This is a genomic window from Pseudomonas sp. MT3 (assembly GCF_054720805.1).
In genome coordinates, this window is sequence record NZ_JBTVPY010000006.1 from 72324 (window position 1) to 92151 (window position 19828).

Consider the following 19828-nt stretch of genomic DNA (forward strand, 5'->3'; position numbering starts at 1 on the left):
TATCGTGATTTCGCGCTTCTTCATCGAGCGTCCCGTATTCGCGATGGTGATCTCCATCGTGATCCTGCTCGCAGGCCTGGTGGCCATGCGCGCATTGCCCGTTGCCCAGTACCCGGAAATCGTGCCGCCCGAGGTTTCGGTGACCGCTTCCTATCCGGGCGCCAGCTCGCAGGTCATCGCCGAGACCGTGGCCGCGCCGCTGGAGCAGGAAATCAACGGCGTGGAGGGCATGATCTACCAGCTGTCCAACTCCGACAGCAGCGGCGCCATGCAACTGACCGTGTACTTCGAGGTGGGTACCGACCCTGACCAGGCCACCATCGACGTCAACAACAAGGTGCAGGCCGCGCTTGCCAAACTGCCTGAAGAGGTGCGCCGGCAAGGGGTGAAGGTGGAGAAGAAATCCTCCGACATCCTGCAGGTGGTGACCCTGTTCTCCCCGGACAACTCCCGCGATCCGATCTTCATCAGCAACTACGCGCTGATCAACGTGATCGACGACCTCAAGCGGATTCCCGGCGTCGGTGACGTCAGCCAGTTCGGTTCCAAGGACTACTCCATGCGCATCTGGCTGCGCCCGGACAAGCTGGCGCAGTACAACCTGACACCCACCGACGTGGTGAACGCGATCCGCGAGCAGAACTCGCAGTTCGCCGCCGGCAGCTTCGGCCAGCAGCCGATGAAGGAGCCGCAGGACTTCACCTACATGGCCACCGCTCAGGGCCGCTTCACCGATCCCAAGGAGTTCGAAAGCGTCATCCTGCGCAGCGATTCCACCGGCGCCAGCCTGTTGCTCAAGGACGTGGCGCGGGTCGAACTGGGGGCGCAGGACTATTCCCTGGTGACGTCCCTGAACGGCCAGCAGAACGCCGCCTTCGGCATCTACCTGCAACCGGGGGCCAACGCGCTGGATACCGCCCAGGCCGTGCGTGACCACATGGCGGTCCTGGCCAAGCGTTTCCCGCAAGGCATCGCCTACAAGATCCCGTACGACACCACGACCTTCGTGAAGGTCTCCATCGAGGAGGTGATCCACACCTTCATCGAGGCGCTGATCCTGGTCATGGTGGTGGTCTTCGTCTTCCTGCAGAACCTGCGCGCCACGCTGATCCCGGTGCTGGCGATCCCGGTGTCGCTGGTCGGCACCTTCGCCGGCATGTACCTGCTGGGCTTCTCCATCAACCTGCTGTCGCTGTTCGGCATGGTGCTGGCGATCGGCATCGTGGTGGACGACGCCATCGTGGTACTGGAGAACGTCGAGCGGGTCATGCGCACCGAAAAGCTCAGTCCGAAGGAAGCGGCGATCAAGGCGATGGAAGAGGTGACCGGGCCGATCGTCGCCATCGTGCTGGTGCTCTGTGCGGTGTTCATCCCGGTCGGCTTCCTCGGTGGCCTGGCCGGCCAGATGTACCAGCAGTTCGCGATCACCATCGCGGTGTCGGTGGTGATTTCCGGCATCGTCGCCCTGACGCTCTCGCCCGCGCTCTGCGCGCTGATCCTCAAGCCCGAGCACAAGGAGCCGGCGGCGCCGTTCCGCTGGTTCAACCGCGCCTTCGAGCGCATCACCAACGGCTACGGCGCGGGTGTGCAGTTCTTCCTCAAGCGGGCCATCCTCGGCCTGGTGCTGTTCGGCGGCATGGTCGGCCTGCTGATCGTCCTGTTCGGCCGGGTGCCCGGCTCGCTGGTGCCTGACGAAGACCAGGGCTACGTGCTCAACGCCTACTTCCTGCCGCCGGCGGCCTCGCTGAGTCGTACCGAGAAACTCACCGGCGACGTGACCCACGAGTTGATGAAGCACCCGGCAGTCGCCGACGTGGTGACCTTCGCCGGCTTCGATATCCTCACCAACGGCACTCGCAGCAACGCCGGGGTATCCTTCGTCACGCTCAAGGACTGGAAGGAGCGCAACACGCCCGAGCTGGATGCACGCAACCTCACCCATGAGTTCATGAAAATGGGGGCCGGCCAGGAAGACGGCGTCGTGATGTCCTTCAACCCGCCGCCGATCACCGGCATGAGTACTACCGGCGGCTTCGAGGCCTACATCCAGGACCGCAGTGGCGGCACCTCCGAGCAGTTGGAGGAGGTGACCACGAAGTTCCTCGCCGCCGCCGCCAAGCGGCCGGAACTGGCGGGGTTGAATACCACCTTCAACGCCAACGTGCCGCAGTACTATATCGACCTCGACCGCACCAAGGCCCGCTCGCTGGGCGTGGCGATCGACGATGTGTTCACCGCGATGCAGTCGACTTTCGGCAGCTACTACGTCAACGACTTCACCCTGTATGGGCGTACCTGGCAGGTTTCCCTGGAGTCGGAGCCGGAGTTCCGCCGCAAGCCGGACGACCTGAGCCAGGTCTTCGTGCGTTCGTCCACGGGGGATCTGGTGCCGCTGACCACGCTGGTGTCGGTCAAGCGTATCCTCGGCCCGGACTCCTACGCCCGCTTCAACGTCTTCCCGGCGGCCAAGCTGCTCGGCGGCCCGGCCCCGGGCTACAGCTCCGGCCAGGCGCTGGCGGCGATGCAGGAAGTGGCGGACCAGGTACTGGGTGAAGACTACTCGCTGGCCTGGATCGGTTCGGCCTACCAGGAACTGGCGACCCAGGGCTCGGGCAGTACCGCGTTCATCTTCGGCCTGATCCTGGTGTTCCTCATCCTCGCTGCCCAGTACGAGCGCTGGACCCTGCCGCTGGCCGTGGTCACTGCGGTGCCCTTCGCGGTGTTCGGGGCGATCCTGGCGATCTGGCTGCGCGGGCTGGATAACGACGTGTACTTCCAGGTCGGCCTGGTGACCCTGATCGGCCTGGCGGCGAAGAACGCCATCCTGATCATCGAGTTCGCCGTGCTGTGCCGCGAAGAGCAGGGCATGGGACCGGTGGAGGCGGCGCTGGAGGCAGCCAAGCTGCGCTTCCGTCCCATCGTGATGACCTCGCTGGCCTTCATCCTGGGCTGCGTGCCGTTGGCCATCAGCACCGGCGCCGGCTCCGCGAGCCGTCACTCGATCGGTACCGGGGTGATCGGCGGGATGCTCGCCGCGACGCTGCTGGCGACCTTCCTCATCCCGATGTTCTACATGCTGGTGGAGTCCGCGGCCGACAAGCTTTCCGGTCGCAAGAACAAGGACAAGCCCGTGGAGGGCGGGGCCCACGAGGCCTGACGCCGGGGCGGACCGGCCGTGGGCCGGTCCGCCCTGGCATCTTTTCGGGAACTGCTTAGCGAGCTTGCTAATTTCCCGCCCATTGTCACAATGCAAGGCTTCGTCGCGCGGCACAGGCGCGGCAGAACCTTACGCCCCGTCCGTCCTGGCGCCTGGTCCGCCGCGACCGGTGCGTGCCCAGGTGACACATGACCCTCCGTATCCTGCTGATCCTCGGCGCCCTCAGCGCCTTCGGGCCGATGGCCATCGACTTCTATCTGCCCAGCTTCCCGGCGCTGGCGCAGGCTTTCGGTACCGATGTCGAGCACATTCAGCTGAGCCTGTCGGCGTACTTCGCCGGGCTGGCGATTGGCCAACTGCTCTACGGCCCGCTGGCGGATCGCGTCGGCCGGCGGATTCCGCTGCTGTTGGGGGTGAGCATCTTCACGCTGGCCTCGGTGGCCTGCGCATTCGCGCCGAGCCTGGAGTGGCTGGTCGGCGCGCGTTTCGTCCAGGCGCTGGGCGGTTGCGCCGGCATGGTGATTTCGCGGGCGGTGGTACGTGACCTGTGCGACCCTATCGCCGCCGCCAAGGCCTTCTCGCAACTGATGCTGGTGATGGGGTTGGCGCCGATCCTCGCGCCGCTGGGCGGCGGGCTGCTGCTGAACCTGTCCGGCTGGCAGTCGATCTTCTATTGCCTGACGCTGTTCAGCGCGCTGGCGGGCGCGGCCATCGCCCTGTGGCTGCCGGAAACCATCCCGGCCGGCCCGCGCGCGCCCCTGCGTGGGGCAGGGCGGCAATACCTGACGCTGTTCTCCGACCGTTCCTTCCTCATCTACGCGCTGACCGGCGGGGTCGCCGTTGCCGGGATGTTCTCCTACATCGCCGGTTCGCCCTTCGTCTTCATCCAGCTCTATGGTGTGCCGGCCGAACACTACGGCTGGATCTTCGGCAGTAACGCGGCGGGCTTCATCCTGATGGCGCAGGTGAATGCGCGACTGTTGCGCTATCGCGGGCCGGGCTTCTGGCTGCGCAGGGCGGTGTGGGTGTACTTCGCCTGCGGCGTGGCGCTGCTGGCGATCACCCTGGCCAGGCCGGCGCAGCTGTGGCCGATGCTGATTCCGCTGTTCGGCGCCATCGCCTGCCTGGGCTTCCTGCTGCCCAACACCGCAGCCTGTGCGATGGCCAGCCAGGGACGCCACGCCGGCAGCGCATCGGCCCTGATGGGCAGCCTGCAGTTCACCGTGGCGGCGGGCGCTTCGGCGCTGGTCGGCGCGCTGCACGACGGTTCGGCGCTGCCGATGGCCGCCGTGATCACCACCTGCGGCCTGGCCGCCGCGCTGCTGGGGTGGTCCAGCGGGCAGATCAGTGAACGCGCCGCCTGAGTAGCGTCAGCCGGCGACGCGCTGGCGCAGCTCCGGCAACTGGTGCGGGGCCCGCAGCCGGGCTTCCAGGGTGGCGACGAAGTGGCGAGCTTCCCGCTCGCTGCGGAAGCCGACGGCCTGCTGATCCAGGCAGACTTCCCAAGGCTGATTCTTGTTGGCGGAGGATGGGCGAACGAGGATGTTCATGACTGGGCACCCCTGAACGGTCGTTTGAAGGAATCTCAGTGTAGACCCGTCGCCGAACGGTAAAGGATGCGACGCAGGGTCGCCGACAACCGGCCCGCCCACGTCTCACGCGCCGCCGCGGCCCTGGCTCAGGCGTCTGCGGTAGGCGCTGGGCGACAGGCCCATGACCTTGCTGAAAAGTCTTGAAAAGTAATAGCTGTCGTCGTACCCCACGGCCTGGCTGACCTGGGCGATGCCGCAGGGGCTGCTGTCCAGCAACTGGCAGGCGTACTCGATCTTCAGGTGCAGGAAGTGCTGGATCGGCGTGCGCCCGGTCAGCGCGCGGTAGCGATTGACGAAATGGAACTTCGACAGGTTGCAGAACGCCGCCAGTTGCGGCAGCTCCAGGCGCTGGTGCAGGTTGTCGCGCATGTAGGCGTGCAGGCCGTCCAGGTCGAGCCCGGCATCGCGCACCGGGCGTAGCAGCGGCAGTTGGCAGAGCAGGGCGCGCAGGCGGCTGGCGGCGAGCAGGAAGGGCTGGAAGCGGTAGCCGCTGTGGTGTGCCTCCAGCAGTTGGGCGAAGCCGCTGATCAGGGTGTGCTGCGGGCCCCAATGGCGCACCGGCGAGTCCCCGTAGCCGGCGGCAAGGCGCAGCCAGTCGGCGCTGCCGCCGCGCAGGTGTACCCAGTGAATCGTCCAGGGGCTGGCGGGGTCGGCGTGGTAGGCATGGGCCATGCCCGGCGGCAGCCAGATCAGGTCGCCGCAGCCCACCGCCTGGGACTGTCCCTGGGCGACAAGCCAGCCCTGGCCTTCGCTGCAATAGATCAACAGGTGGTCGTCATGCTGCTCGCGGCTCATCTGGTGGTCGCGGGCGCGGCGGTAGTGGCCCAGGGAACTGGGATAGAGATCGCGGCTGAGTGGGTGCGTGGCGAGCTTCTGCAGCAGCGTCGGTGGCAGCACCAGGCGCAGGCTGTCGGCGGGAAGGGGCCAGTCCGAGGTTCTCGACATACGGGTAGCTCGCTCAGCAATTTAATCCAGCAAGAGCACAATTTAGTCGATCTTCGGGGCTGTGTGCCGGTGATAGCTTTGCCCTTGCCTGGAGTGTTCTGCTGTCTCTCCCGCAATAAAAGCCGGCTTATGCCTGAAGTTGGCCGGTATGCGACCAAAGGTTGATGGTGCGGGAGCGAACCCCGGCCATACTCGTTGTTCGACCTCGATAACAACAATAAGAGGCTCAGATGATGAACTACCGGCAGTGCTACGACCGCTCCATCGCGGAGCCGTCCGCTTTCTGGGCCGAGCAGGCCCGCCGCGTGGCCTGGTACCACGCCCCGCAGGATGTCCTGCACTCCCTGCCTGATGGCAGCCACCGCTGGTTCGCCGATGGCCGGCTGAACTCCAGCTACCTCGCCCTCGACCGGCAGATCGAGCTGGGCCGCGGCGAGCAGGCCGCGCTGATCTACGACTCCCCCGTCACCAACACCCGGCAGCGTTTCACCTTCCTGCAACTGCGCGACGAAGTCGCTCGCCTGGCCGGTGCCTTGCGCGCGCTGGGGGTGGAGAAGGGCGATGGGGTGATCATCTACATGCCGATGGTGCCGCAGGCCGCGATGGCGATGCTGGCCTGTGCGCGCATCGGCGCGGTGCACTCGGTGGTGTTCGGCGGCTTTGCGCCCTATGAACTGGCACTGCGCATCGACGACGCCAAGCCCAAGCTGGTGCTCACGGCCTCCTGCGGGCTGGAGTTCGAGCGGATCATCGAATACAAGCCGCTGGTGGACAAGGCGCTGGAACTGGCCATCCACCAGCCGGCCCATGTCCTGGTACTGCAGCGCCCGCAGGCAATGGCCGAGCTGCACGCCGGACGCGACCTGGACTGGCGCGAAACCCTGGCCCACGCCCAGCCGGCGGAGCCGGTGGAACTGGCCAGCGGCGATCCGCTGTACATCATGTACACCTCCGGCACCACCGGGAAACCCAAGGGCATCGTGCGCGACAATGGTGGCCATGCGGTGGCGCTGAGCTACGCGTTGCCGACCATCTTCGGCCTGCAGCCGGGCGACATCTGGTGGGGCGTGTCGGACGTCGGCTGGGTGGTCGGCCACTCGCTGATCGTCTATGGTCCGCTGATGAACGGTTGCACCACGGTGTTCTACGAGGGCAAGCCGGTGCGCACGCCGGACGCCGGCAGCTACTGGCGGGTGATCGAGGAGTACAAGGTCAACAGCCTGTTCTGCGCACCCACGGCGATCCGCGCGATCCGCAAGGAAGACCCCCACGGCGAACTGCTCAAGCGCTATGACCTGAGTTCGCTGCGCCACCTGTTCCTCGCCGGCGAGAAGCTCGACAGCAGCACCCAGCACTGGCTGGAGGAGCTGACCGGCAAGCCGGTGCACGACCACTGGTGGCAGACCGAGACCGGCTGGCCGGTGACCGCGCCCTGTGCCGGGCTGGATGGCCACGACCTGCGCGCCGGCTCCACCAACCGCGCGGTGCCCGGCTATCACGTGCAGGTGGTGGACGACGAAGGCCGCGTGCTGGGGCCGAACGAACAGGGCTCCATCGTCATCGCCCTGCCGCTGCCGCCCGGTTGCGCGCAGACCCTGTGGAACGACCATCCGCGCTACCTGCAGGCCTACCTGAAGACCTATCCCGGCTACTACCACACCGGTGACGGCGGCTATGTGGACGAGGATGGTTTCGTCTACATCATGGGCCGCACCGATGACGTGATTAACGTCTCCGGGCATCGCCTCTCCACCGGCGAGATGGAGGAGTTGCTGGCGCTGCACGATGCCGTGGCCGAGTGCGCGGTGATTTCGCTGACGGACAATCTCAAGGGGCACGTGCCGCTGGGTCTGGTGGTGCTCAAGGACGACGCGAAAGTCGCCGAGGACGCCCTGCAGCGCGACCTGGTGGCGCTGGTGCGCGAGCGCATCGGCGCGCTGGCCTGCTTCCAGCGCGCGGTGGTGGTCAAGCGGCTGCCCAAGACCCGCTCCGGCAAGATCCTGCGTGCCGTGCTGCGCAAGATCGCCGATGGCGAGGAGTATGCCCCGCCGTCGACCATCGACGACCCGGCCATCCTCGGCGAGATCGCCGAGCGCCTGGGCGCTGTCGGGCTGGCGAAGGCGAGCTGATCCCACGCGCCGGCCTTGCCGGCGTCTTTCCAGGGCCGCATTCCTGCGGCCCTTTTTTATCTCCCGCCCGGGAGCGGGAGCTTCACCGTTGGTCGACGATGATCTGCGGCTAGCGGCTGCAGCTGTTGCGGCCGAGCAGCCGGTAGACCGGGCAACTGCCGAGTGCGCCGGTGAGCAGCGGGACCAGGCCGACCCAGCCCCAGGCCGTTTGCGGGCCTACGAATACCAGGGCGAGCAGCCCCAGGCCGAGAATGATGCGGACGATACGGTCCGGCATACTGACGTTCCTGCACAACATGTCGTTGTCCTCATGGAGATGGAGACTGCAGTTGTAAGGCAGGTGCGCAGCAGTGTTCAGTGACTTGGTCACACAGTGGCGGCCAGCGCCCGCAGGGCCTGCGGGTCGAGCAGCTCCAGGCTGGCACGGCCCAGGCGCAGCCAGCCGCGCCGCTCGAATTCCTTGAGCTGGCGGCTGATGACTTCGCGGGAGCTGCCCAGGTCGCTAGCCAGTTGCTGGTGCGTCAGGGCCAGGCTGTGCTCACCGCTTTCCAGCAGGCGCGCGGCCAGGCGTATGTCGATGCGCTGGAAGGCGACATTCTCGAACAGCAGCATCAGCTCCACCAGGCGCTCGCCGCAGCTGGCGAACAACCACTGGCGGAACGCCGCGGACTCCTGCATGAGCCGGTCGAAGTCGGGCTGCGCGAGCATCTCCAGGGTGCAGGCGGTTTCCGTGACACCCTCGGCGGCATAGGGGCGGCGGGACATCAGGCAGGCGTTGGTCATGATGCAGCTTTCGCCCGGATGCACGCGGTAGAGCACGATTTCACGGCCCTGGGGCGAGACGGTCTGGACGCGGACCTGCCCGCTGCGCAGCCGCACGAAGTGCGCGCAGTCCGCGCCGTGGGCGAACAGGCGGGTGCCCGCCGGCACCTCCACAGTGCGGGCGAGTTTGGAAATGTCGTTGGCGATAGTGGAGTCGAGCTGGCTCATCGGCGCTCCGCAAGGGGACAACGGGCGCCGGGACCGGCGCATGCCGGTCCTCTATACCCGAACGGACGGCGGCGCGGGCTGAGCCAGGTCAGTCGGGACGGTTCAGAGCGTCTGCGCCTTGAACGTGTCGCACTTGCCCGGCGAGCCGCCTTCGAAACCGACCTTGAACCAGCGCACGCGCTGCGCCGACGAGCCGTGGGTGAAGGAGTCGGGCATCACCGTGCCGCGCGCCTGGCGTTGCAGGTGGTCGTCGCCGATGGTGTTGGCGGCGTTCAGCGCTTCCTCCACGTCGCCCGGCTCCAGCCAGTTCAGGCGCTGCTGGGCGTGGTTGGCCCAGACGCCGGCGAAGCAGTCGGCCTGCAGCTCCTGGCGCACCGAAAGGCCATTGGCGCCTTCCATGCGCGCGCCGCGCTGGCGGGCGGCATTGATCTTCGCGGAGATGCCCAGCAGGTTCTGCACGTGGTGGCCGACTTCGTGGGCGATCACGTAGGCCTGGGCGAAGTCGCCGGCGGCGGCGAACTTCTGCTCCATCTCGCGGAAGAAGCCGAGGTCCAGGTAGACCCGGCGATCACCCGGGCAATAGAACGGGCCGACCGCCGAGGAGGCGAAGCCGCACGCCGAGTTCACCCCGCCGTTGAACAGGATCAGCTTGGGCTGCTCGTATTGCTGGTTGCTGCGGGCGAAAATCTCGCCCCAGGTGTCCTCGGTGTCGCCAAGGATCGAGCGGACGAAGTCCACCTGCGGGTCGTTGCCGGTGGCCGGCTTGCCCTGCGCCGGGCGGCTTGGCGCCTGCTGCGAGACATCCATCTGGCCGAGCAGCGAGCCGAGGATGGTCATCGGGTCCTGGCCCGACAGCAGGCCGATCACCACCACGATGGCCACGCCGCCCAGGCTCAGGCCGCGCCCGCCGATACGCCGGCCGCCACCCCCCATGCCGCCACCGGTTTCGTTCCGCGCATCCACTACGTTGTCGCTGCGTCGTCCTTTGCGCCAGAGCATGGCGGCGTCTCCTTGAAGGGGTTGATTCAGTGTTGCTGCCGCTGGCGTGTACCGCCAGCCCGGTCGTCAGGCCAGGCGGTGCAGCAGTTCGGCGCGGGCGAGCAGTTGCACGTCGCCGCCGACGCGGACGTCGTCGTCCTGGCCGACCTGCACGTCGAGGCGGCTGGGACGGCCGGCAAAGCGACCCTGGGAAAGGTGGAACTGTTCGCCGCGGCGGGCCTTGCCCAGCTCCACCAGGTAGGCGGCGACGGGGCCGGCGGCGCTGCCGGTGGCGACGTCCTCGATGATGCCGGCGCCATCCCAGGTGCGACCCTCGCGGTTATCCACATCCAGCACGAAGACGAAGGCGGCGTTGAGCTTGGCCAGTTCGGCGCCCAGGTCCGCTCGCTGGCGGACTCGCCCCAGCGCTTCGGCGCGCACCGGCAGCAGCAGGTAGGGCAGGCCGGTGCTGACCACGGCGGCGGGATAGTCGGCGAGGTCGGCGACGGACAGCGAGAAGGCTTCGGCGAACCCGCGTCGCGCCTCGTCGTCCAGCACGGCGCCGAAGTCCGCCACGCCCTGGTTCATCTCGGCGTGGAAGCCGGCGCCGCGTCGGCGGGTGGCGACTTTCACGTCCTTGGCGGCCAGTTGCAGGGTCCAGAGTTCTTCCTCGCCGCGCTGGTGCAGGTGGTGCAGCAGCGCGGCGGCGCCCAGCACCGGGTGGCCGGCGAAGGGCAGTTCCTCGTCGACGGTGAAAATGCGCGCCGAGTAGGTATCCAGCGAGGCGGAGGGGAACAGGAAGATCGACTCGAACTGGCGCAACTCCTGCGTCAGCGCCTGCAATGTCGACTCCGCCAGGCCGCGTGCATCGGGGAACACCGCCAGGCCGTTGCCGGTCAGCGGTTGCTGCGCGAAGACGTCGAGCTGCCAGTACTGAAGGGGTGACATGGGACTCCAGGGGCCGCGTTTGAGCGGCGCGATAAGAAAAACTCGACAGCCAGCCTAGCGAGCTATATGTTCGCCGACAAGAAAGCGTGGGTCACAGCGCCGCGCTTTCCAGGCCACCGCAGTGGCCGGCGTCGCTCGGACGGTTCCGGGCGCCTACGTTCATCAGAGGACACCATGACTGAACCCCGTTCAGCTCGTCGCTTTGCGCGCATCGATCGCCTGCCCCCCTACGTCTTCAACATCACCGCCGAACTGAAGATGGCCGCCCGCCGCCGTGGCGAGGACATCATCGACCTGTCCATGGGCAACCCGGACGGGGCCACGCCGCCGCACATCGTCGAGAAACTCTGCCAGGTCGCCCAGCGCGAAGACACCCACGGCTATTCCACGTCCCGTGGCATCCCGCGCCTGCGCCGCGCCATCTCGCACTGGTACCGCGACCGCTACGACGTGCAGATCGACCCGGAATCCGAGGCCATCGTCACCATCGGCTCCAAGGAAGGCCTGGCGCACCTGATGCTCGCTACCCTGGACCACGGCGACACCATCCTGGTGCCGAACCCCAGCTACCCGATCCACATCTACGGCGCGGTGATCGCCGGCGCCCAGGTGCGCTCGGTGCCGCTGGTGCCGGGGATCGATTTCTTCAACGAGCTGGAGCGGGCGATCCGCGAATCGATTCCCAAGCCGAAGATGATGATCCTCGGCTTCCCTTCCAACCCCACCGCGCAGTGCGTGGAGCTGGACTTCTTCGAGCGCGTGGTCGACCTCGCCAAGCGCTACGACGTGCTGGTGGTGCATGATCTGGCCTATGCGGACATCACCTTCGACGGCTGGAAGGCCCCGTCGATCATGCAGGTGCCCGGTGCCAAGGACATCGCGGTGGAGTTTTTCACCCTGTCCAAGAGCTACAACATGGCCGGCTGGCGCATCGGCTTCATGGTCGGCAACCCGGAACTGGTCTCGGCCCTGGCGCGGATCAAGAGCTACCACGACTACGGCACCTTCACCCCGCTGCAGGTGGCGGCCATCGCCGCGCTGGAAGGCGACCAGCAGTGCGTGCGCGACATCGCCGAGCAGTACCAGAAGCGCCGCGACGTGCTGGTGAAGGGCCTGCACGAGGCCGGCTGGATGGTGGAGAACCCCAAGGCCTCCATGTACATCTGGGCGAAGATCCCCGAGCCCTACGCGCACCTGGGTTCGCTGGAGTTCGCCAAGAAGCTGCTCAAGGACGCCAAGGTCTCGGTGTCGCCGGGCATCGGCTTCGGCGACTACGGTGATGATCACGTGCGCTTCGCCCTGATCGAGAACCGCGACCGCCTACGCCAGGCCGTGCGCGGGATCAAGGCGATGTTCCGCGCCGACGGCCTGTTGCCGGCGAAGGCCGAGTGACCGGGCGTGGATAATAAAAAAAGGGCGGTCAGATGGCCGCCCTTTTTATTGGATACGCTGCTCTTCTGTAGGAGCGAGCTTGCTCGCGAACCTCATCGCAGCAGAACTAATGGATGGCTCGTTCGCGAGCAAGCTCGCTCCTACGAAAAGCTGCGTCAGTGGGCGGGATAATCCGCCAGTACTTCGCGCTTGCCGGTCTTGGTCAGGCCCAGCACCTGGTAGGCATCGTGGCGGTCGCCCATTTCCATGCCCGGCGAACCCACCGGCATGCCCGGCGCGGCGGCGCCGACCAGGTCCGCGCGCTCGCGCAGTTTGAGTACGTCGGCGGCCGGGACGTGGCCCTCGACGAACTTGCCGTCGATCACCCCGGTGTGGCACGAGCCCATGCTGTAGGGCACGCCGAGACGGGTCTTCACCGCGCTCATGTCGGCTTCGACGTGATCCTTGACGGTGAATCCGTTGTTTTCCAGGTGCTTGATCCAGTCCTTGCAGCAACTGCAGTTGGCATCGCGATGAACGTCGATGGTCGGCGGTTCGGCGGCCTGGGCGGCGCCGGCGACGAGGGCGGTGAGCAGAAGCAGGGTACGCATGGTGGGAAACCTCGGAAACCAGATGCGCCCGAGGATACTCCCGGCGGTGGGACCACCCCATCGACCAGCTGTATCCATATATGACGAGAGGCCAGAACTTGCCGCACCTTCCGGGGTCTCTAGCTGATCGGTGATGCGTCCGCGGCACTGGGTCGCAGGTGTGGACGCGCTGGAAATGGCTATTCGGCCAAGGAGAAAGAGGATGCTCTTCGCCCGTCTCGTCCTGCTGGTCCAGGCCCTGGTATGGGGTGGCCTGGGGCTGCTCTATTGGATTCGTCCCTACGAAATGGCCAACCTCAGCGGCATGCTGCTGATGGAGCCGTCCTCGGTGAGCGATGCCCGGGTGTTCTACGGCGGGCACCAGTTCGCCCTCGCGCTGTTCCTGGTGTTCGCCCTGCGTCGCCGCCTGCTGGTGCGCCCGGCGCTGATCCTGGTGATCCTGGTGCAGTTGACCCTGACCCTGTCGCGCCTGCTGATTGCCTGGACCGAAGGCGGGATGGCGATGGACGCCCAGTTGGCCGGTGTCGTCTATCGCGGGGTGATTTCCGCGCTGTCGATCTTCGCCCTCTACTGGCTGGAGCGGCAGTCGCGGAACCGGGTGACGGCCAGTCCGGCAAAGGAGCCCGATGAACCGGAGGAACGGCGCGCGGACTTCGAAGGGCTCTGAGCGCCGGCGCCAGGGTTGTTTTGACTCCGAATGAAGTCATAATGACTGCGGTGGATGAGGTCTTAATGACATCCTGTTTTCGTAACTAATTGTTTTTATTGGGTTCTTAAGTTGGCATGAAAGCTGGAATGGCTTGAGTGCTGTTTCATTGCCAACGGAGAGAACCATGAGTGTCATGCGTGTTGCGGTCGTGTTGTTCAGCGCGTTTTCCTGTGTCGCTGTACTGGCCGACGAGGTGGTTGCCGAGGTCCCTGACAATACCGTCGGCGGCGGTTTTGGCGCTGGCGCCGGGGTGTTGCTGGGCGGCGCGCTGGGCGGGCCGTTCGGGGCGCTGGTGGGAGCGGGGGTCGGTCTTTTCGGTGGTTCGGCGGCGCAGGAGGTCTCCGGCGGCAGCCAGACGTCCTACGTCGTCCGCGATGCCGCCGGGCATGAGCGGACCGTGCGCTCGCCCAATGCCGAATTCCACGTCGGCCAGCAGGTGGCGGTCAGCGGCGATCGCCTGCGTGCGCTGGACTGACTTCGGATGAGTGGCGGCGCTTCGCGGCATCGTCGCTGCGAGGCGCCTTGGCTCTCGTGCTATCGTATTGATTTTGCGGTAGAAGCAGCGTGGAGCCAGCATGAAGTTCGTACATCAACGTGAACACCTGAACGAAGGCGACCTGGTCGTCATCGAGTGCTCCATGACCTGCAACATCCGCCTGATGACCGATGCCGCCTTCCGCAGCTTCAAGAATGGCGGTCGCCACGTCTACCACGGCGGTGCGTTCGACCGCTTCCCGGCCAGGATCAAGGTGCCCAGCACCGGCTACTGGAACGTCACCATCGACACCGTGACCCGCCGCGCCATCAGCGTGACGCGCAAGGCCGACTTCAAGTACAGCATCAAGTTCGTCCGCAAGTCGCCATCCAACTACAGTTGATACTCAGCGCCCGGCGTGCGCGGGGAAATCCTTCAGCAGTTGGGCGATGCCATCGTCGAACGCTTGCTGGCTCAGGGACGGATCGTGCAACTGGCGCGCCAGCTGGGCCTGGAACAGCACTTCGCCTGAGGCTTCGTCGAGAATCCGCAGGGCCAGCCGGGCCTGTTCGGAGTCGGCGATCTGCGTCTGGGTGACCACGCCGGCCGAGGTCGCGATGGGCCGCTGGATCACCCCCGTCTGGTTGTCCAGCCCGAGCATGTAGATCACCCGCAGGTCCCCTGCACGCTCCTGATAGCGATAGCCCTTGGCTTCCAGCGCCCGGCGTACGCCCAGGTCGAAGCGGTCTTCGAGGTCTTCGCGATGGCCCTGTGCGCGTACGGCCTGGATGAAGAAGGTGCTTTGCCGGCCGTTGGCCGCGGGGGAGACGCTGATGTTGGCTGGGTCGGTACCGGCGCAGGCGGCCAGCAGCAGGCAGAGCAGGGGAAGGATCAGGCGGGACATGGACGTGCCTCTTGTCATTGTCCCGCAAGCGTAGCCGCCTGGCGCTGGCTCGCCGCCCAACCCTTGGTTGGGCGGCGGGTGAGCAGGCTTCAGCGGCGGGTCAGCAGGACGCCGGCTTCCATGTGGTGGGTGTAGGGGAACTGGTCGAACAGGGCGCAGCGGCTCACCTGGTGGGTGTCGTGCAACTGGGCGATGTTCTGCGCCAGGGTCTCCGGGTTGCAGGAGATGTACAGGACGTTGTCGAAGCGCCGGGTCAGCTCGCAGGTGTCCGGGTCCATGCCGGAGCGCGGCGGGTCGACGAACACGCTGCCGAACGCGTAGGACTTCAGGTCGACGTCGGCCAGGCGGCGGAACGGGCGTACGTCATTCAGCGCCTGGGTCAGTTCCTCGGCGGAGAGGCGTACCAGGGTGACGTTGTCCACGGCGTTGTCGGCCAGGTTGGCCAGGGCGGCGTTCACCGAGGTCTTGCTGATCTCGGTGGCCAGCACCTTGCGCACGCGGGTCGCCAGCGGCAGGGTGAAGTTGCCGTTGCCGCAGTACAGCTCCAGCAGGTCGTCCTCGCGCTGGCCCAGGGCTTCGTACGCCCAGTTGAGCATCTTCTGGCAGACCTCGCCGTTGGGCTGGGTGAAGGCGCCCTCCGGTTGGCGGTAGCGGAAGGTGCGGCCGGCGACGGTCAGTTCTTCGCTCACGTAGTCACGGCCGACGACCAGACGCTTGCCGCGCGAGCGGCCGACGATGCTCACGCCCAGTTCGGCGGCCAGCTTCTCGGCGGCGGCCAGCCAGGCCGCGTCCACCGGCCGGTGGTAGCACAGGGTGATCATGGCGTCGCCCGCCAGGGTGGTGAGGAACTCCACCTGGAACAGCTTGTGGCCCAGGGTCGGCTCGGCCCAGGCAGCCTTCAGGCGCGGCATCAGTTCGTTGATGCGCTGGCTGGCGATGGGGAATTCCTCGATCAGGATCGGCGTGTGCTTGTCGCCCTGCTCGAACATCGCGTAGTGGCGGGCTTCGCCCTCGCGCCACAGGCGGAACTCGGCGCGCAGGCGGTAATGCTCGCGGGGCGAATCGAACACCTCCGGCTCCGGCGCGGCGAAGGGCGCCAGCAGCTCGCGCAGGCGCGCGGCCTTTTCGGCCAGTTGGCTGTCGTATTGGGAGGGATCGAAACGCGGGCTGCTCATGGGGATAACTCTTCAAAGGGGCCCGGATTCGCTGGGCCGCTTTTCAATTAGGGACAACTCGAAACTATCGGGGCTCGCGAGCTAGGTCAGACAAGGCGCCAGGTCGATTCGAAAGCGGAGGGTAAATAAGCATTTCGGATTGATCTGGCAACGCAGTATGGCCGACGCGCAGCAGCCCCCTTCACTCAAGCGTTGAACCAGCCCAGCTTGATCACGAAGAGCACGGACAGGATAACCAGCGCCGGGTTCAGCTCGCGGAAGCGTCCGGACAGCAGCTTGCAGGCGGTCCAGGTGATGAAGCCGAAGGCGATGCCGTTGGCGATGGAGAAGGTCAGCGGCATGGCCAGGGCGGTCACCACCACCGGAGCGGCGACGGTCAGGTCGTCCCAGTCGATCTCGGCGAGGCCCGAAGCCATCAGCACGGCGACGAAGAACAGTGCCGGTGCGGTGGCGAACGCCGGCACGTTGCCCGCCAGCGGGGCGAAGAACAGCGCCAGCAGGAACAGCACGGCGACCACGATGGCGGTCAGGCCGGTGCGGCCGCCAGCGGAAACGCCCGCCGCCGACTCGATGTAGCTGGTGGTGGTGGAGGTGCCCAGCAGCGAACCGACCATGGCGGCGGAGCTGTCGGCGATCAGGGCACGGCCCATCTTCGGCATGTGCCCGTCCTTGCCCATCAGGCCGGCGCGCTTGGCCACGCCGATCAGGGTGCCGGAGTTGTCGAACAGGTCGACGAAGAGGAAGGCGAAGATCACGCTGAACAGGCCGATGTCCAGCGCGCCCTTGATATCCAGCTGCAGGAAGGTCGGCGCCAGCGACGGCGGCATCGATACCACGCCACCGAACTGGGAGACGCCGATGGCGATGGAGATGAAGGTCACCGCCAGGATGCCGATCATCACCGCGCCGGTCACGCGGCGGGCTTCCAGGGCGACGATCAGGATGAAGCCGAGGATCGCCAGCAGCGGCGCCGGCTTGGCCAGGTCGCCCATGCCCACCAGGGTGGCCTGGTTGGCGACGACGATGCCCGATTCCTTCAGCGCGATCAGCGCGAGGAACAGGCCGATGCCGGCGGCGATCGCCGAGCGCAGCGCCAGCGGGATGCTGTTGATGATCCACTCGCGGATACGGAAGATCGAAATGACGAAGAACATGCACGCGGAGAGGAATACCGCGCCGAGCGCCACCTGCCAGGTGTGGCCCATGTGCAGGACCACGGTGTAGGTGAAGAAGGCGTTCAGGCCCATGCCGGGCGCCAGGGCGATCGGGTAGTTGGCGATCAGGCCCATCACCGCCGAACCGATGGCGGCGGCCAGGCAGGTGGCGACGAAGATCGCACCCTTGTCCATGCCCGTCTCGCCGAGGATGCTCGGGTTGACGAAGAGGATGTAGGCCATCGTCAGGAAGGTGGTGATACCCGCCAGGATCTCGGTGCGCACGTTGGTATTGTGCGCCTTGAGTTGGAACAGCTTTTCCAGCATGTTTGGCTCCCCGTGACGCTGCTCGCGCCGTTGTCGTTCTGGCCGGGAAAAGCAAAGCGCATGCCCGTTCGGGACATGCGGCTTTCTTGTGACCGGCAAAAGGCGCGCATGATACCAGCTTGCCCTGAGCCGGAGAATTTCTGACCGGACCGCCAGCATCCGTTCGTCTGCAAGCTTAGTCGCGGCTGCCGACCAAGGGAGTGCAACTTGTGCCACAACAGTGGTCTGACTCTCTATGACCCCGGCCTGACCGGCCCTTCCGCTTGATTCGCATTCGATGAAACGCTCTATACCGTTCCTTTTCGCATCGCTGCTGGCCGCTTGTGCCGGCGAACCGCCGACCATCCCGCAGCACAGTTTCGATGTCCACACCCTGGCCGAGCGCCCCTCGGCCAGCACTCGCACCCTGGCCGACCCGCAGGGCAAGGCGGTGCTGGTGACGACCCAGCCGACCCTGACCCAGCACGACGTGCAGCAGGCCCAGCTGGCCAGCGTTGCCGACGGCAAGCCTGCCGTGCAGGTGCAGTTCACCCCCGACGCCAGCCTGCGCCTCGCGCACCTGACCCGAGAGGCGCAGGGCAAGGCGCTGGCGGTGGTGATCGACGGGCAGTTGCGCCTGTTGCCGAAGGTCGACCACCCGCTGACCGATGGCCGCGTGCTGCTCCAGGGCTTCGCCAGCCAGGTGGAGGCCGAGACCCTGGTGCGCCGGCTCAACGAGCTGCGTGATGTGCCGGTGCAGCCGGAGCAGAAGTCCGGCGGACAACCATAGCGCTCCATAGAAAGGCAGGGTGGTGCTTCGTAGGAGCGAGCTTGCTCGCGAACCCCACAACCCGGTACCCAGCTGGAATCCGTTCGTGAGCAAGCTCGCTCCTACAGATCGGACCTGCCTCCTCGGTGTGGCGCCCATGAAAAAGCCCGGCATCTGCCGGGCTTTTTCGACTCGCGGTTCGGGCTTAGGCGCCGTACACCGGGAACTTGGCGCAGATGGCCTTGACCTTCTCGCGCACGCCGTCCACCACGGACTCGTCGCCCATGTTGGTGAGGATGTCGCAGATCCAGCCGGCCAGCTCGCGGCACTCGGCTTCCTTGAAGCCGCGGGTGGTCACGGCGGGGGTGCCGATACGCAGGCCGGAGGTGACGAACGGGGAACGCGGGTCGTTCGGCACGCTGTTCTTGTTCACGGTGATGAAGGCGCGACCCAGGGCGGCGTCGGCGTCCTTACCGGTGATGTCCTGCTTGATCAGGGACAGCAGGAACAGGTGGTTCTGGGTACCGCCGGAAACCACGTCGAAGCCGCGCTCGATGAACACGCTGGCCATGGTCTGGGCGTTCTTCAGGACCTGCTGCTGGTAGGCCTTGAACTCGGGCTGCAGGGCTTCCTTGAAGCACACGGCCTTGGCGGCGATCACGTGCTCCAGCGGGCCACCCTGGGCGCCCGGGAAGACGGCGGAGTTCAGCTTCTTCTCGATCTCTTCGTTCTTGCGAGCGAGGATCAGGCCGCCGCGCGGGCCGCGCAGGGTCTTGTGGGTGGTGGTGGTGACCACGTCGGCGAACGGTACCGGGTTCGGGTAGACGCCAGCGGCGACCAGACCGGCCACGTGGGCCATGTCGACGAACAGGTAGGCACCGACCTTGTCGGCGATGGCGCGGAAGCGGGCGAAGTCCAGCACCTGGGAGTAGGCGGAGAAGCCGGCGACGATCATCTTCGGCTTGTGCTCGACGGCCAGGCGCTCGACTTCGTCGTAGTCGATCAGGCCGGCGTCGGTGATGCCGTACTGCACGGCGTGGTACAGCTTGCCGGAGGAGGAAACGCTGGCGCCGTGGGTCAGGTGACCGCCGTGGGCCAGGCTCATGCCCAGGATGGTGTCACCGGCCGACAGCAGGGCCAGGTAGACAGCGGCGTTGGCCTGGGAACCGGCGTGCGGCTGGACGTTGGCGTAGTCGGCGCCGAACAGCTCCTTGGCGCGGTCGATGGCCAGTTGCTCGACGACGTCGACGTGCTCGCAACCGCCGTAGTAGCGCTTGCCCGGGTAGCCTTCGGCGTACTTGTTGGTCAGCACCGAACCCTGGGCTTCCATCACCGCCGGGCTGGTGTAGTTCTCGGAGGCGATGAGCTCGATGTGCTCTTCCTGGCGCTGGGCTTCCTGCTCCATCGCGGCGAAGAGTTCGGCATCGTAGCGGGCGAGGGTCAAATCACGGCTGAACATGGCGGTCCTCTTAAGGATCGGGTGCTGGGGAAAGGCGCGCATTCTAACCCAAGGCGCCGGTGCTGGCACATGAAAGGCGGTCATGTGGCTGACAAGCGGGGTTCAAGGCCTGGAAGTGTGCGGGATTGCGAGCGGTTTGGCATCGACGGTGGCCGG

General features: G+C 66.4%; 19 protein-coding genes. 8 read left to right on the forward strand and 11 right to left on the reverse strand.

Annotated elements, in window-relative coordinates; genetic code table 11:
* Positions 1-4 precede the first annotated feature (4 nt).
* Both ACYCAX_RS08005 and ACYCAX_RS08010 read left to right on the forward strand, forming a co-directional pair.
* Positions 5-3157 carry an efflux RND transporter permease subunit gene (locus ACYCAX_RS08005; RefSeq protein ID WP_294978258.1) on the forward strand — a complete coding sequence of 1051 codons (3153 nt, stop codon included), beginning with the start codon at positions 5-7 and terminating at the stop codon, positions 3155-3157.
* Between the two features lie 188 nt (positions 3158-3345).
* Positions 3346-4521, forward strand: coding sequence for a multidrug effflux MFS transporter (locus tag ACYCAX_RS08010; RefSeq protein WP_015475610.1), 1176 nt, complete (start codon positions 3346-3348; stop codon positions 4519-4521).
* A 6-nt stretch (positions 4522-4527) separates the two neighbouring features.
* Here ACYCAX_RS08010 and ACYCAX_RS08015 read toward each other — a convergent pair whose 3' ends face one another.
* A complete protein-coding gene (locus ACYCAX_RS08015; protein WP_015475611.1) occupies positions 4528-4707 on the reverse strand; it encodes a hypothetical protein in 180 nt (59 codons plus the stop codon).
* 105 nt (positions 4708-4812) lie between these two features.
* A complete protein-coding gene (locus ACYCAX_RS08020) occupies positions 4813-5694 on the reverse strand; it encodes an AraC family ligand binding domain-containing protein (protein WP_460247759.1) in 882 nt (293 codons plus the stop codon).
* Positions 5695-5927: 233 nt separating this feature from the next.
* Here ACYCAX_RS08020 and ACYCAX_RS08025 point away from each other — a divergent pair, with 233 nt between their 5' ends.
* Positions 5928-7823, forward strand: a complete 1896-nt coding sequence (locus tag ACYCAX_RS08025) for a propionyl-CoA synthetase (protein WP_460247813.1) — start codon at positions 5928-5930, stop codon at positions 7821-7823.
* 109 nt (positions 7824-7932) lie between these two features.
* On the opposite strand, the gene ACYCAX_RS08030 is transcribed toward ACYCAX_RS08025, so the two are convergent.
* The 4 genes from ACYCAX_RS08030 to ACYCAX_RS08045 form a co-directional block, all read right to left on the reverse strand.
* Positions 7933-8100 carry a YgaP family membrane protein gene (locus tag ACYCAX_RS08030; RefSeq protein WP_460247760.1) on the reverse strand — a complete coding sequence of 56 codons (168 nt, stop codon included), beginning with the start codon at positions 8098-8100 and terminating at the stop codon, positions 7933-7935.
* An 89-nt stretch (positions 8101-8189) separates the two neighbouring features.
* On the reverse strand, positions 8190-8813 hold the full coding sequence (locus tag ACYCAX_RS08035) for a Crp/Fnr family transcriptional regulator (RefSeq protein WP_015475615.1): 624 nt from the start codon (positions 8811-8813) through the stop codon (positions 8190-8192).
* A gap of 102 nt (positions 8814-8915) precedes the next feature.
* Entirely contained in the window at positions 8916-9812 is an 897-nt protein-coding gene (ypfJ, locus tag ACYCAX_RS08040; protein ID WP_460247761.1) for a KPN_02809 family neutral zinc metallopeptidase, read from the reverse strand.
* Positions 9813-9878: 66 nt separating this feature from the next.
* On the reverse strand, positions 9879-10739 hold the full coding sequence (locus ACYCAX_RS08045) for a PhzF family phenazine biosynthesis protein (RefSeq protein ID WP_460247762.1): 861 nt from the start codon (positions 10737-10739) through the stop codon (positions 9879-9881).
* A 174-nt stretch (positions 10740-10913) separates the two neighbouring features.
* Here ACYCAX_RS08045 and alaC point away from each other — a divergent pair, with 174 nt between their 5' ends.
* The gene (alaC, locus tag ACYCAX_RS08050; RefSeq protein WP_460247763.1) at positions 10914-12131 is read left to right on the forward strand and encodes an alanine transaminase; all 1218 of its coding nucleotides are present in this window, start codon (positions 10914-10916) and stop codon (positions 12129-12131) included.
* A 155-nt stretch (positions 12132-12286) separates the two neighbouring features.
* Here alaC and ACYCAX_RS08055 read toward each other — a convergent pair whose 3' ends face one another.
* Positions 12287-12721: a DUF411 domain-containing protein gene (locus ACYCAX_RS08055; RefSeq protein ID WP_015475619.1), complete on the reverse strand. Its 435-nt coding sequence runs from the start codon at positions 12719-12721 to the stop codon at positions 12287-12289.
* A gap of 202 nt (positions 12722-12923) precedes the next feature.
* Here ACYCAX_RS08055 and ACYCAX_RS08060 point away from each other — a divergent pair, with 202 nt between their 5' ends.
* From ACYCAX_RS08060 to ACYCAX_RS08070, 3 genes are all read left to right on the forward strand, one after another.
* Positions 12924-13388: a DUF4345 family protein gene (locus ACYCAX_RS08060; RefSeq protein WP_015475620.1), complete on the forward strand. Its 465-nt coding sequence runs from the start codon at positions 12924-12926 to the stop codon at positions 13386-13388.
* A gap of 166 nt (positions 13389-13554) precedes the next feature.
* Entirely contained in the window at positions 13555-13905 is a 351-nt protein-coding gene (locus ACYCAX_RS08065) for a hypothetical protein (protein WP_157883297.1), read from the forward strand.
* A gap of 100 nt (positions 13906-14005) precedes the next feature.
* Positions 14006-14308, forward strand: a complete 303-nt coding sequence (locus tag ACYCAX_RS08070) for a DUF1883 domain-containing protein (RefSeq protein WP_015475622.1) — start codon at positions 14006-14008, stop codon at positions 14306-14308.
* Positions 14309-14311: 3 nt separating this feature from the next.
* Here the strand turns inward: ACYCAX_RS08070 and ACYCAX_RS08075 are convergent, their stop codons facing one another.
* The 3 genes from ACYCAX_RS08075 to ACYCAX_RS08085 all read right to left on the reverse strand — a co-directional run bounded on the left by ACYCAX_RS08075 (position 14312) and on the right by ACYCAX_RS08085 (position 17465).
* A complete protein-coding gene (locus tag ACYCAX_RS08075) occupies positions 14312-14809 on the reverse strand; it encodes a DUF4136 domain-containing protein (protein ID WP_294979230.1) in 498 nt (165 codons plus the stop codon).
* Positions 14810-14898: 89 nt separating this feature from the next.
* Positions 14899-15984 (reverse strand): tRNA (uridine(54)-C5)-methyltransferase TrmA, encoded by a 1086-nt coding sequence (gene trmA, locus ACYCAX_RS08080; RefSeq protein ID WP_294979233.1) that lies wholly within the window; start codon positions 15982-15984, stop codon positions 14899-14901.
* A 185-nt stretch (positions 15985-16169) separates the two neighbouring features.
* Positions 16170-17465, reverse strand: a complete 1296-nt coding sequence (locus ACYCAX_RS08085) for an NCS2 family permease (protein WP_460247764.1) — start codon at positions 17463-17465, stop codon at positions 16170-16172.
* Positions 17466-17742: 277 nt separating this feature from the next.
* Between ACYCAX_RS08085 and ACYCAX_RS08090 the strand changes: the two genes are divergently transcribed.
* Positions 17743-18234 carry a SecDF P1 head subdomain-containing protein gene (locus tag ACYCAX_RS08090; RefSeq protein ID WP_015475626.1) on the forward strand — a complete coding sequence of 164 codons (492 nt, stop codon included), beginning with the start codon at positions 17743-17745 and terminating at the stop codon, positions 18232-18234.
* 184 nt (positions 18235-18418) lie between these two features.
* On the opposite strand, the gene glyA is transcribed toward ACYCAX_RS08090, so the two are convergent.
* The gene (gene glyA / locus ACYCAX_RS08095) at positions 18419-19672 is read right to left on the reverse strand and encodes a serine hydroxymethyltransferase (protein WP_460247765.1); all 1254 of its coding nucleotides are present in this window, start codon (positions 19670-19672) and stop codon (positions 18419-18421) included.
* Positions 19673-19828: the final 156 nt, after the last annotated feature.